Origin of the sequence: Shinella oryzae (assembly GCF_023038235.1) — a bacterium.
GTDB lineage: Bacteria > Pseudomonadota > Alphaproteobacteria > Rhizobiales > Rhizobiaceae > Shinella > Shinella sumterensis.
On the sequence record NZ_CP081987.1, the window covers coordinates 835,113 to 847,899 of the forward strand.

Here is a 12,787-nt window from a genome sequence, read left to right on the forward strand (position 1 = left end):
AGCCGATAACAGAACGGAGATCGGGCTTCGGCCCGGTCTCCACCGGAGGAAAGGCGTCTCACCTCCTCACGGCGCAGATCATACCACGGCTTTGGCCATGGACAAAGCCGGTCAGTTCGGCAGGAAGGCCTTCAGCGGATCATGCCGCTGGGCGGCGTCGCGCGGCAGCGATGCCAGGACGGAATATTCGCGCGCGGCATTCACGGCCGCGCGGATATCGGCAATGTCGGAAACCAGTCGGCGGAATTTCAGCATGGCTTGCTCCTGTGTGCATCTGCCGGGCGCGCGCTTGCGCACCCGGTCCGCATCAGCGCGTGACGAACTCGGCGAAGAGCTGGGCAGGACGGTTGATGCGGGAAAAGCCGATGGCCGTAAGCTGCTCGTTGGCCGGCGCGCAGATGCCGCCGAAACCACGGCCGGTGCGAAGACCGGAATGGCGGAGCGTCTCAAAGCTCGAATGGATGGGCCGAAAGCGGGCGGTCATGGGTTCAGTTCCTTAAATCCTGTCCCTCCCATGTCGACATATTGCGCCGCAACATGAATTTTGCAATGCGACATTCCGCCCGGCAGATATGTGTAATTCGCATGGCTGATGAAACATTCTGTTCATGCTTGAGGCAGAATCGCGGCGACGCGATTGACCACAGTCTAGTGACGTTCGCCAAGTTATTGAAAATAAAGAGACCGGGTGAAATGCCTAGGCTTTCAGCCCTGCACGAAAAGCGAGCAAATCCTGCCAGGCGAGCCGTTTGCTGATCGGTGCCGTGACCAGATCCTGTGGATGCAATGTCGCAAAAGCCGGAATTGTGCGGCCGGAAACATCGATTTCGCGCCATTCGCCGCGCAGCTGATGGATCGTATCGTTCGACCGGAACAGGAAACGGGCGGCGAAATTGCCGAGAACGAGCAGATGATTCGGCTCGGCAAGCGCAATCTGCCGCTCGATGAAGGGCCGGCAGATATCGGCCTCGCGCTGCGAGGGTGGGCGGTTGCCCGGCGGCCGCCACGGCACGACATTGGTCAGCAGGATGTCGGCACGCGCCAGCCCGATGCCGGCGAGCATCCGGTCCAGCATCGCGCCTTGCCGGCCGGAAAAGGGCTGGCCGTCGCGGTCGTCTTCGGCATTCGGCATCGCGCCGATCACCATGACGGCGGGTTTGGCGTTGCCCTCGGCAAAGACGAGGCAGCGCGCGCTGGTCTTCAGGTTGCAGCCGTTGAAGGCTTCCATCGCCGTGCGCAGTTCCTCCAGCGAACGGGCGCTGCTGGCGGCAAACTCCGCTTCGGCGACCGCCTGGCTGTCCGGGATGGCGACGTTCGGCAGGGGGGCAGGGGCGGCGGCGCGGGGCTGTTCCTGTCGTTGCGGTGCCTGGCGGGCGGGGCGCTGCGGTTCCGGTGCGGCCTCTTGCCGGGCCGGCATGCCGCGCGCCGCGCGCATCGCCTCGAATTCGGCGATGCGATCGACAGCCTCCTCCTCCAGCAGCCAGTCGACGCCGGCATCCGCATAGAAATGCAGAAGCGCGCGAAGCTGCTCGGGATGGAGGTCGCTGGCGGTGGTCATGGCCGCACCTTAGCGAAGCGACGGCGCGGAGGAAAGCGCCGCCCTCATGCAACCCACGTCGCGATGTCGTCGCTTTCGCCGATCAGCGCGAGACCGTGGGCGATCGACAGAAGCTCGCCGCCGCTTTCGATCTTGCCGCCATCGAATCGACGCGTGAAGATCCCCCGCACCGCGGGCACGAACGATGTGCCGCCGGTGAGAAACACCTTGTCGACAGCCGAAGCCGGCGTTCCGGTCTTCTCCAGCACCTCGTCGAGCGCGCCCTCGATGCGGGCGAGGTCGGGTGCGATCCATTGTTCGAAATCGGAACGCTTCACCGTTTTGCGGCCGGCGGCCCCGAGCGGCGGGAAGTGGAAGGCCGCTTCCTCTTCCACCGACAGCGCCATCTTGGTGGCCGAGATGGCCTGATAGAGCGGGTAGCCCTCGTCGTGGTCCACGAGGTCGATGAAGAGTTCCAGCTTTTCCGGCTCCAGCGCGGAGCGCACCAGCGACTTCAGGTCCGCGAATTCGCGCGTCGTCTTGAAGATCGACAGCTGGTTCCAGCGCGAGAAGTTGGCATAGTAGCCGGAGGGGACTTCCAGCACCTTGTCGAAGCTCTTGAAGTGCGAACCCTTGCCGATTTCCGGCGCCACGAGATGCTCGATCATGCGGGAATCGAAATGGTCGCCCGCGATACCGACGCCGGAATGGCCGATCGGCGTTGCCGTCAGCCGCCCCGCATGCCGCTCGAAGCGGATGAGCGAATAGTCCGTGGTGCCGCCGCCGAAATCCGCGACGAGCACGGTGGCGTCGCTTTTCAGCGTCTGCGCGAAGTAATAGGCGGCCGCGACCGGCTCGTAGACATAGTGGATTTCCGGAAAGCCAAGCCTCGTCAGCGCGGCATTGTAGCGCTCGATCGCGAGATCCGGATTGGGGCTCGCGCCGGCGAACTGCACCGGCCGGCCGGCGATCACGCGCGATACATCCGCCGGCCATCCGTCGCCGGCATAGGTTTTCAGGCGGCGCAGGAAGATTTCCATCAGGTCGTCGAAGCTGTGGCGGCGCGCATGGACCAGCGTGCCCTGGAAGAGCGCGCTTGCCGCAAAGGTCTTGATCGACTGGAGGAAACGACAGTCGCCGGGATTGTCGATGAACTGGCGGATCGCCGCCTGGCCGGCCTCGACCTTCAATGCCTGCGCGCCAAAGACCGGATCCTTCATGAAGGACAGCGCCGTGCGCATCGTGTCGGTAACGCCGGCGCTGCTTTCGAAGCGCATGGATTGCGTGTCGCTGCCGCCGGTGGCCAGCGCCATGACGGTGTTGGTCGTGCCGAAATCGAGGCCGAGTGCCCTTGCCATTGCCGTGCCCCTGTCATTGCCGAAATGGATTGAACCGGGGCCGCTGGCCCCGCGCGAGGAGGCGCGTCGGGCGCGCCCTGATTTTGGAGAGCGCGCCAGATGGCACAGCCGGCGCGCGATGGCAAGGGGAGGGCGTCGGCTCAGAGCGAGCTTGCCGCCCCGCCGTCGCAGCGAACGAGGCTGCCGGTGACATAACTCGCCGGCGCGCTGCACAGGAAGGCGGCCGTGGCGGCGAATTCCGCCACGGTGCCGTAGCGCCGGGCCGGGATCGCCGCTTCAGAGGCGGCGCGCACCTCTTCCACGCTCTTGCCGCTGCGCTCGGCGGCGGCGGCATCGAGGCTCGTCAGGCGGTCGGTCATGATGGAGCCGGGCAGCAGCAGGTTGCTGGTGATGCCGTATTGCGCGACCTCGCCCGAAAGCGTCTTCGACCAGCCGGCCAGCGCCGCCCGCAGCGTGTTGGAGAGCGCAAGCCCCGGGATCGGCTCGATCACGCCGGAGGAGGCGACGGTCAGGATGCGGCCCCAGCGCTGCGCCTTCATGCCGGGCAGGAGCCGGTTCGTCAGCGTGATGATGCCCAGGACCATGGACTGGAAATAGGTCGTGAGCTTTTCGACGCTCATGTCTTCCGTCGAACCCGGCGTCGGGCCACCCGAATTGTTGACGAGGATATCGACCCCGCCGAGCTTTTCGGCAACGGCGTTCGCCACCGTATCGACGAAGCCGTCGTCCGAAAGATCGGCCTGCACCCAGTCCGCGCGGCCCGGCCCCTCGGCGTTGATGGCCTCGCAGTTCGCCTTCAAGGTTTCCGCGCTGCGGCCGCAGAGCAGAACATGCGCGCCCTCGCGGGCGAGCGCGACGGCGATGCCCTTGCCGAGGCCGCGGGACGAGGCGAGAACGAGGGCGCGTTTGCCGGCGATGCCGAGATCCATGATGTCAGTCCTTGCGTTGGGCGCGCCGTCGGCGCGATGGCGTTGTGCCGCGATGCATTTTGAGCGAGAGGCAGGCTTCGACGGTGCCGATGCACGACAGGTCCGCAGCCGGGCCATCGCCTCCGATATGGTGGATCGTGCCGCCGAAATCGTTGAAGTCCAGTCCGGGCATTCAGGTAGTCTCGCAGATGGCACGGTGTTGGGCGGACGGCTTGGCTGCGCATGCCTAGCCCTGCCAAGGAGCGGAATCAAGTACAGGGCGGCGCAGAGCAGTTGACGTTTACGTTAAAGTCAATAAAAATTCGTCCAGTGTCATCATCTCATGCGCAAATGCGCGGACGCTCTGTCGCAGAACGGCTCGACAAGAATTCTGGTATTTGTCATGAGAGGGTTAACCAGAGGGTATTTCCGCGGCTTTCAAGGGTTGCGGCGAGGAGAGAAAATTGAGCGAAGAAATGGAACTCCCCGAACGCGAAAGCATGGAATTCGATGTCGTGATCGTCGGAGCGGGGCCTGCCGGCCTTTCGGCGGCGATCCGGTTGAAGCAGGTCAATCCTGATCTCACCGTCGTCGTGCTCGAAAAGGGCTCGGAGGTCGGTGCGCATATTCTGTCGGGCGCCGTTGTCGATCCCATCGGCATTGACCGCCTGCTGCCGGATTGGCGCGAGGATGCCGACCACCCCTTCAAGACCGAGGTCAAGGACGACCATTTCCTGTTCCTCGGCCCAGCCGGCTCCGTGCGCCTGCCGAACGCCTTCATGCCGCCCTTGATGAACAACCACGGCAACTACATCGTCTCGCTCGGCAATGTCTGTCGCTGGCTGGCGACGAAGGCGGAAGAGCTTGGCGTCGAGATCTATCCGGGCTTTGCCGCCACCGAAGTGCTCTACAACGACGAGGGTGCGGTCATCGGTGTGGCCACTGGCGATATGGGCATCGAGCGCAACGGCGAGCCCGGCCCGAACTATACCCGCGGCATGGCGCTGCTCGGCAAGTATACGCTGATCTCCGAGGGCGTGCGCGGGTCGCTCGCCAAGCAGCTGATCGCGAAGTTCGACCTCCAGAAGGATCGTGAGCCCCAGAAGTTCGGCATCGGCCTCAAGGAGCTCTGGCAGGTCAAGCCGGAGAACCACAGGCCCGGCCTCGTGCAGCACTCCTTCGGCTGGCCGCTCGGCATGAAGACCGGCGGCGGTTCGTTCCTCTACCACCTCGATGACAACATGGTCGCCGTCGGCTTCGTGGTGCACCTCAACTACAAGAACCCCTATCTCTATCCGTTCGAGGAATTCCAGCGCTTCAAGACGCATCCGGCGATCCGCGGCACCTTCGAGGGCGGCAAGCGGCTGTCCTACGGCGCGCGCGCCATCACCGAGGGCGGCTACCAGTCCGTGCCGAAACTGTCCTTCCCGGGTGGAGCGCTGATCGGCTGCTCGGCCGGCTTCGTCAACGTTCCCCGCATCAAGGGCAGCCACAATGCGGTGCTCTCGGGCATGCTGGCCGCCGAAAAGCTGGCCGATGCCATTGCCGCCGGCCGCGCCAATGACGAGCCGATCGAGATCGAGCAGGGCTGGCGCGACAGCGCCATCGGCTCGGACCTGAAGAAGGTGCGCAACGTCAAGCCGCTGTGGTCGAAGTTCGGCACGGCGGTCGGCGTGGCGCTGGGCGGCCTCGACATGTGGACGAACACGCTTTTCGGCTTCTCCTTCTTCGGCACGCTCAAGCATGGCAAGACCGATGCGGCCTCGCTCGAACCTGCGGCCAAGCACCAACGGATCGATTATCCGAAGCCGGATGGCGTGCTGACCTTCGACCGCCTCTCCTCGGTGTTCCTGTCGAACACCAACCACGAGGAAGACCAGCCGGTTCATCTGCAGGTGAAGAACCTGGAATTGCAGAAGACATCCGAACTCGACGTCTATGCCGGTCCCTCGACGCGCTACTGTCCGGCCGGCGTCTACGAATGGGTCGAGAAGGACGGCCAGGACGTCTACGTCATCAACGCGCAGAACTGCGTGCACTGCAAGACCTGCGACATCAAGGATCCCAACCAGAACATCAACTGGGTGCCGCCCCAAGGGGGCGAGGGGCCGGTCTATCCGAACATGTGATCCCGCAGCGATTGCCGAGATCGAAGGGCCGCCCTCCAGGCGGCCTTTTTCGTTCGATCGCGTCTTTTTCTGGACACGCTGGTTAATCCGTCCTGCAACCGCAGCGCGCCGATTAACCCTCGATTAACCATAACTGCATAGTTTTCGCCCCGACGGATCGTATATTCAGGGGGCTTTAACCATGTCGATTTCCCGCCGCGGATTCCTGCTCGGTGCATCCGCGCTGCTCGCAGGCTGCGCCACCAACGGCACCAGCGACCGCGCCAATTACGGCGACCGTCTGGATGAGCGTCATCCGCTGAAGGCGATGCCGCTCGACAAGATCAAGCCGGAGCTGCGGCGCCAGGAAGTCGCCTATGCCACGACGCACGCTCCCGGCACCGTCGTGGTGGATACGCCGGCGCGCCGGCTCTACTACGTGCTCGGCGACGGCAGGGCGATACGCTACGGCATCGGCGTCGGCCGCCAGGGCTATTCGCTGGCCGGCAGCGCCTATATCGGCCGCAAGGCGGAATGGCCGAGCTGGACGCCGACGCCGAATATGATCCGCCGCGATCCCCAGAAGAACCTGAAATATGCCGGCGGCGTTCCCGGCGGCCTGAACAATCCGCTCGGTGCCCGCGCCATCTACCTCTACCAGAACGGCAACGACACGATGTTCCGGATCCACGGCACAAACCAGCCGTGGTCGATCGGCCAGGCGATGTCGAGCGGTTGCGTGCGCATGCTCAACCACGATGTGATCGACCTCTACGAGCGCGTGAAGACCGGTGGCCGCGTGCACGTTATCCAGGGTCGCCGCGAGGCCTGATTTTCCGGCGCACACAGCACCGTCGCAAAGGGGCATAAGGCCGGCGAAAGCCGACCTTTTCCTTTTTAAGGTTGAAAAAGCTGTTCTTTATCATAGGATTGCGGGCGTCCCTGCGGGGCCCGACGCGTTCTCGGTGGTATTAAGAAATTAATACCACATGACGCATCGGGTTTAGTGGCAGACGCATTCATACCGGCATTCGACGCAGTAGCTGCAAAAGTCGAGAATGCGGTAATCGCGGATTTGGCCCTGCATCGACGGCCTGTCCGGACACGATCCGCGGAGGATAACGGACTCGGCGGCGGTGCAGCGGGTCCGATGGGGCACAACGACACCGCCATAAAAAGGGAACCATCATGAAACATCTTCTCGCTTCCACCTGCCTCGTCGTCGGTCTCATGGCCATGACGGGTGCGGCGCGCGCCGAATGCGGCAACGTGACCATTGCCAGCATGAACTGGCAGAGCGCCGAGGTTCTCGCCGCACTCGACAAATTCATCCTGAGCGAAGGCTATGGCTGCAATGCCGAGGTCATCGTCGGCGACACGGTTCCGACCATCACCTCGATGACCGAGAAGGGCGATCCCGATCTCGCGCCGGAAGGCTGGGTCGACCTGCTGCCCGACGTCGTCAACCGCGGCATCGAGGAAGGCAAGCTCGTTGGTGCGGCCGTTGCGCTCTCCGACGGTGCCGTTCAGGGCTGGTGGATCCCGAAATACATCGCCGACGCGCATCCTGACATCAAGACCATCGACGACGTGTTCAAGCACCCGGAACTGTTCCCGGATCCGGAAGACAAGAGCAAGGGCGCCGTGCACAACGGCCCGCAGGGCTGGGGCGGCACGGTCGTGACCAGCCAGCTCTACAAGGCTTACGGCGGTGAGGCGGCGAACTTCACGCTGGTCGACACGGGCTCGGCAGCCGGCCTGGATGGCTCCATCGCCAAGGCCTACGAGCGCAAGGAAGGCTGGGTCGGTTACTACTGGGCGCCCACTGCGCTGCTCGGCAAGTACGACATGGTGAAGCTCGAGCACGGCGTTCCCTATGACGAAGCCGAGTGGAAGCGTTGCAACACGGTTGCCGATTGCCCGGATCCGAAGAAGAACGACTGGCCGAAGGACAAGGTCCAGACGCTCGTCACCAAGGCGTTTTCCGAACGCGCCGGCGAGGACGTCATGGGCTACCTCAACAAGCGTGCCTGGACCAACGACACGGTCAACAAGCTGATGGCCTGGATGACCGATAACCAGGCGAGCGGCGACGACGGCGCCAAGCATTTCCTCGAGGAAAACGAGGCGATGTGGAAGGAATGGGTCTCGCCGGAAGCCGCCGAGAAGATCAAGGCAGCGCTCTGATCGCCTGACAGGATGCGGCGGCGCGCAGTGCGTGCCGCCGCTCCACGTTTCGTTTCGATGCATGCCCATGGCGCAAATCGATGCGCACTTTCCTTCGGCATGCATCAGGGTTGGGCTCGCAAACCGGCGCAAGACCGGTAGAGCGGAAGGGGACTGACATGGAATGGTTGACAAAATTTCCGACGATGGACGCGGGATCGCTCCGGGACCTGAAAAAGGCCATCGACGAAGGCTTCCGCGGTTTTACGCGCGCCTATGGTGACAGCATCGAATCCCTTTTCGAGCCGTTGCAGCATTTTCTGATCTGGTCCGAGCGCTTCATGACGCGCACGCCCTGGCCGATCATCCTCATTCTCATCGCTCTCATCGCATGGTTCGCCAGCCGCAACTGGAAGATCGTCGTCGGCGCCGTCGCCACGCTTCTCGTGATCGGTTATCTCGACATGTGGGACGACACGATGAAGACGGTCTCGATGATCTTCGTCTGTACGGTGCTCTCCATCGTCATCGGCATTCCGATCGGCATTCTGATGTCGCGCTCGGACCGGGTGCAGAACGTCATCAACCCGATCCTCGACGTCATGCAGACGATGCCGAGTTTCGTCTACCTCATTCCCGTCGTCATGCTGCTCGGCATCGGCAAGGTGCCCGGCCTGATTGCCGTGGTGATCTACGCCATCCCGCCGATGATCCGCCTCACCAATCTCGGCATCCGCCTGGTGGACAAGGATGTGCTGGAAGCCGCCGATGCGTTCGGGTCGTCGGGCTGGCAGAAGCTGAAGAACGTGCAGATGCCGCTGGCGCTGCCCACCATCATGGCCGGCATCAACCAGACGATCATGATGGCGCTCGCCATGGTGGTCATCGCCTCGATGATCGGCGTGCAGGGCCTCGGCCAGCCGGTTCTGAAGGCGATTTCCAACCAGTACTTCACGCTCGGCATCTTCAACGGACTCGCCATCGTCGGCATCGCGATCATCTTCGACCGCGTCAGCCAGGCCTTCGGCAAGCGCTTGCAGAAGCATCGCGAGATCGTGCACGGCTGATCGGCGATCGGTTCGCAAGACGAGGGCGCCCCGGCGAAGGCCGCGGGCGCCCTTTTTCGTTCAGCGGGCCGTCTTCCAGGCCACGACCATCAAGGCGCCGATGACGGTGATGTGTTCCATCACGACATAGAACTCGACGGTGCGCATCGGCTCTTCCATGGTCCAGAAGTTGTGGGCGATCGGAATGGTCAGCGCGGTGAAGACGGCGAGCATGCCGGCCCCCAGCCAGGTCCAGCGGTTGGCGATGATCAGCGCCGAACCGACGAGCTGCACCACGGCGGTGGCGATGTTGAAGAGGGCGGGCGGCTCGAGACCGAAATGCGCCATTTCCGCCACGCCGCCATTGAAGTCGGCCAGCTTGGCGATGCCGGACAACCAGAACATGGATGTGAGGACGAGGCGGGCAAGCAAGCCGAAGGCCCGGCTGCCGGTAATGCTTTCGACGAGGGCAGTCATTCATGTCTCTCCCATGACATGGCCACGACGGGCCGGTTCGCCCGCTCCGGCGCCTTTTGGCAAGCGGAGCGGCACGATCCTGTCTAGCAGAGATTCGGCGTTGGTTGTGCTGCCGGCAGAACAACCCTCATAAATTTCAGAGGGCGGTCAGAAACCCTCCAGCACCAGCTTGCCGCGGGTCCGGCCGCTCTCGATCAGGGTATGCGCTTTGCGCAGGTTCTCCGCGTTGATCGTGCCGAGCGTCTCGGCGAGCGTCGTGCGGATCGCGCCCTCATCGACCAACTGCGACACCGCGTTCAGCAGATTGTGCTGCTCGATCATGTCGGGCGTCTGGAAAAGCGGACGGGTGAACATCAGCTCCCAGTGGGTCGACACCGCCTTGCGCTTGAAGGGCATGACATCGAGCGTGGCCGGGTCGTCGATCAGGCCGAAGCGGCCTTGCGGCGCGATGGTTTCGACGATGGCGGGAAGGTGCTGCGCGGTATTGGTGGTGGAGAACACAAAGGCCGGGGCGCCGATGCCGAGTGCGGCCACTTCCGCCTCCAGCGGCTTGCTGTGGTCGACGACGTGGTGGGCGCCGAGGTCCTTCACCCACGCCGCCGTCTCGGGCCGCGATGCCGTGGCGATGACAGTGAGATCCGTGAGGCTGCGGGCGAGCTGTACGGCAATGGAACCGACGCCGCCGGCCCCGCCGATGATGAGGATGGCATTCGCGGCACCCGGCACGCCGTCGCGCACCTTCAGCCGGTCGAACAGCATTTCCCAGGCCGTGATGGCGGTGAGCGGCAATGCGGCGGCGGCGGCGAAGTCGAGCGAGGCCGGCTTTCGGCCGACGATGCGCTCGTCGACGAGGTGGAATTCGGCATTCGTGCCGGGCCGGTCGATGGAGCCTGCATAGAAGACGGCGTCGCCGGGCTTGAACAGCGTCACGTCAGGCCCGACGGCCTTGACGATGCCGGCGGCGTCGAAGCCCAGCACGCGCCATTCGCCCTCCGGCGGCGCTGCCTTGCTGCGAACCTTCGTATCCACCGGGTTCACCGAAACGGCCTTGATCTCGACCAGCAGGTCGCGGCCCAGCGGCGCGGGCGTCGGCAGTTCGATATCGACAAGAGCGGTTTCGGCGGTGATGGGCTGTGGGGTCTGGTAGGCGATCGCGCGCATCTTGGGTTCCTTTCGCGTTGAATGGAACCTAGATGAAAGGTAACGTCGCTTCACGCAAGAATGCACAAATAGTGTCCATAGTATCGAAAAGGATACCGTCGATGTCGCGTCCCCGCGCCAAGCTTACCAGCAGTTTCCCCGGTTGCCCGGTGGAATCGACCCTGTCCTTCCTGGATGGAAAATGGAAAGGCGTGATCCTTTTTCACCTGATGGACGGCAAGCTGCGCTTCAACGAACTGCGCCGGAAGCTTCCGAGCGTTACGCAGCGCATGCTGACCAAGCAGCTGCGCGAGCTGGAAGAGGCGGGCATCGTGTCGCGAACCGTTTTCCCCGTCGTGCCGCCGCGTGTCGATTACGCGCTGACGGCCGTCGGCTGCAGTCTCAAGCCGGTCGTCATGGCGCTTGCGGCATGGGGCGCGCGCAATGTCGTCTGCGATAACGGTCACAACGTCATCCGCCTTGCCGATGAAACGGAAACAGCGTCCCCCGGAAGGGACGCCGCCTGAAGGTTGGCGATTGACCGGGGTTTTTACTCCGCCGGGTAGGCCGGGGATGCGGTCCGCTCCGCTTTTTCAAGCGCAAGCGAGACGAGGAAGACGCCGAAGCCGACCACCGCCGTCGCGGCGCCTACGAAACCCATCGATTCGTAGCCGTAGCCGGCATTGATCGCCATGCCGCCGAACAGGGCGCCGAGCGCATTGGCGATGTTGAAGGCGGAGTGATTGAGGGCGGCGGCCAGCGTCTGCGCGTCGCCGGCCACGTCCATCAGGCGCGTCTGCAAGGCGGGGCCGACCACGAAGCTGCACCCGATGAGGAAGCAGCACAGCCCGAGCAGCACGGGATTGTGCGCCGTCAGCGACAGGGCGACGAGAACGCCGAAATACAGGACCAGCGACCAGCCGATCGTGCGCATCAGCGAGAGATCGGCAAGCTTGGCGCCGAAGAGGTTGCCGACAATCATGCCCGCGCCGAAGATCGCCATATAGACCGGCACCATGCCGACATTGAGCCGGGCCACGTCCGTCACGATCGGCGAGATGTAGGTGAAGACCGCGAACATGCCGCAGAAGCCGGTCGCCGCGATACCGAGCGTCAGCCAGACCTGCTTGCGCTGGAGCGCGCCGAGTTCCGTCAGCGCATTGACGCCTTTCGGAGCCTTGTCGCGCGGCAGGAAGGCGGCGATCAGGCCCACCGTCAGAAGCCCGGTCACGCCGACGGCCACGAACATGAACTGCCAGTTGAGGATCTGCCCAAAGAAGGCGGCAAGCGGCGTGCCGATCAGGGTGGAAACGGTCAGGCCCAGCATGACCTTGCCGACAGCCTGCGTGCGCTTGTTGACCGGCACCATGGAGGCCGCAACCAGCGCGGCCACGCCGAAATAGGCGCCGTGCGGCAGGCCGGAGAGAAACCGGAACAGCATGAAGCTGTGAAAGCTCGGGGCGGCCGCGCTTGCGAGATTGCCGGCGGCGAAGACGCCCATCAGCACCAGCAGCAGGTCGCGGCGGCGAAAGCGCGCGCCGATGACGGCGATGACGGGCGCGCCGACCACGACGCCGAAGGCATAGGCGCTGATGACATGACCCGCCGTCGCGTTGCTGACGCCGAACGTGCCCGCGACATCGGGCAGGAGCCCCATGATGGCGAACTCGCCCGTGCCGATGCCGAAGCTGCCGACGGCCAGCGCCAGGATGATGAGGGTGACGGTCAAGGCCGGAAGCGGCGGCTGCCCGGAGGAGAGGGCGGCATTGGGCAGTTTATGTTCGGACACGGTGGCTCCGCAGGATGTGGCCATGCGGCACATCCGGCCATGAACCCTCACACGGGCGGCCACTCCTCCTGGCTGCTTTGCGGTGCGGTTCGGCCGGACTGGCCGCAATCGGAATAGATATCGGCCGGCAGCGTCTTCACGACGCAGGCGGCTGCTTGAGATATAGCAAAACGGGCGTGGATGCCTACTGTGATTTTTGGCCCGCGCCGGTCAAGCGGCGCGCGACGACTTCACGATTTATTGCATTCCCGTGTCCGC

14 protein-coding genes are annotated in these 12,787 nt (G+C 64.0%); 5 read left to right on the forward strand and 9 right to left on the reverse strand.

The features are described 5' to 3' along the window. Positions 1-111: 111 nt before the first annotated feature. From K6301_RS04110 to K6301_RS04135, 6 genes are all read right to left on the reverse strand, one after another. The gene (locus K6301_RS04110) at positions 112-255 is read right to left on the reverse strand and encodes a hypothetical protein (protein ID WP_160870912.1); all 144 of its coding nucleotides are present in this window, start codon (positions 253-255) and stop codon (positions 112-114) included. Positions 256-307: 52 nt separating this feature from the next. Continuing rightward, a complete protein-coding gene (locus tag K6301_RS04115; RefSeq protein WP_241597143.1) occupies positions 308-484 on the reverse strand; it encodes a hypothetical protein in 177 nt (58 codons plus the stop codon). Between the two features lie 213 nt (positions 485-697). Beyond that, positions 698-1,558 carry a uracil-DNA glycosylase gene (locus K6301_RS04120; protein WP_247219499.1) on the reverse strand — a complete coding sequence of 287 codons (861 nt, stop codon included), beginning with the start codon at positions 1,556-1,558 and terminating at the stop codon, positions 698-700. A 44-nt stretch (positions 1,559-1,602) separates the two neighbouring features. Next, positions 1,603-2,895 (reverse strand): Hsp70 family protein, encoded by a 1,293-nt coding sequence (locus K6301_RS04125; protein ID WP_247219500.1) that lies wholly within the window; start codon positions 2,893-2,895, stop codon positions 1,603-1,605. Positions 2,896-3,035: 140 nt separating this feature from the next. Next, complete coding sequence (locus tag K6301_RS04130) at positions 3,036-3,824, reverse strand: SDR family oxidoreductase (RefSeq protein WP_247219501.1); 789 nt, start codon at positions 3,822-3,824, stop codon at positions 3,036-3,038. 4 nt (positions 3,825-3,828) lie between these two features. Beyond that, a complete protein-coding gene (locus tag K6301_RS04135) occupies positions 3,829-3,996 on the reverse strand; it encodes a hypothetical protein (RefSeq protein ID WP_247219502.1) in 168 nt (55 codons plus the stop codon). Between the two features lie 271 nt (positions 3,997-4,267). Between K6301_RS04135 and K6301_RS04140 the strand changes: the two genes are divergently transcribed. From K6301_RS04140 to K6301_RS04155, 4 genes are all read left to right on the forward strand, one after another. Then, positions 4,268-5,932 carry an electron transfer flavoprotein-ubiquinone oxidoreductase gene (locus K6301_RS04140; RefSeq protein WP_247219503.1) on the forward strand — a complete coding sequence of 555 codons (1,665 nt, stop codon included), beginning with the start codon at positions 4,268-4,270 and terminating at the stop codon, positions 5,930-5,932. A gap of 181 nt (positions 5,933-6,113) precedes the next feature. Beyond that, on the forward strand, positions 6,114-6,743 hold the full coding sequence (locus tag K6301_RS04145) for a L,D-transpeptidase (RefSeq protein ID WP_160870916.1): 630 nt from the start codon (positions 6,114-6,116) through the stop codon (positions 6,741-6,743). 356 nt (positions 6,744-7,099) lie between these two features. Further along, positions 7,100-8,098: an ABC transporter substrate-binding protein gene (locus tag K6301_RS04150; RefSeq protein WP_247219504.1), complete on the forward strand. Its 999-nt coding sequence runs from the start codon at positions 7,100-7,102 to the stop codon at positions 8,096-8,098. Positions 8,099-8,256: 158 nt separating this feature from the next. Further along, positions 8,257-9,144, forward strand: a complete 888-nt coding sequence (locus K6301_RS04155) for an ABC transporter permease (protein ID WP_134647508.1) — start codon at positions 8,257-8,259, stop codon at positions 9,142-9,144. A 60-nt stretch (positions 9,145-9,204) separates the two neighbouring features. Here the strand turns inward: K6301_RS04155 and K6301_RS04160 are convergent, their stop codons facing one another. Beyond that, on the reverse strand, positions 9,205-9,600 hold the full coding sequence (locus K6301_RS04160; RefSeq protein ID WP_247219505.1) for a DoxX family protein: 396 nt from the start codon (positions 9,598-9,600) through the stop codon (positions 9,205-9,207). Between the two features lie 147 nt (positions 9,601-9,747). Continuing rightward, positions 9,748-10,761 carry a zinc-binding alcohol dehydrogenase family protein gene (locus K6301_RS04165; RefSeq protein WP_247219506.1) on the reverse strand — a complete coding sequence of 338 codons (1,014 nt, stop codon included), beginning with the start codon at positions 10,759-10,761 and terminating at the stop codon, positions 9,748-9,750. Positions 10,762-10,862: 101 nt separating this feature from the next. Here K6301_RS04165 and K6301_RS04170 point away from each other — a divergent pair, with 101 nt between their 5' ends. Beyond that, the gene (locus K6301_RS04170) at positions 10,863-11,267 is read left to right on the forward strand and encodes a winged helix-turn-helix transcriptional regulator (RefSeq protein WP_247219507.1); all 405 of its coding nucleotides are present in this window, start codon (positions 10,863-10,865) and stop codon (positions 11,265-11,267) included. A gap of 23 nt (positions 11,268-11,290) precedes the next feature. Here the strand turns inward: K6301_RS04170 and K6301_RS04175 are convergent, their stop codons facing one another. Beyond that, entirely contained in the window at positions 11,291-12,553 is a 1,263-nt protein-coding gene (locus K6301_RS04175) for an MFS transporter (protein WP_134647500.1), read from the reverse strand. Between the last annotated feature and the right edge of the window lie 234 nt (positions 12,554-12,787).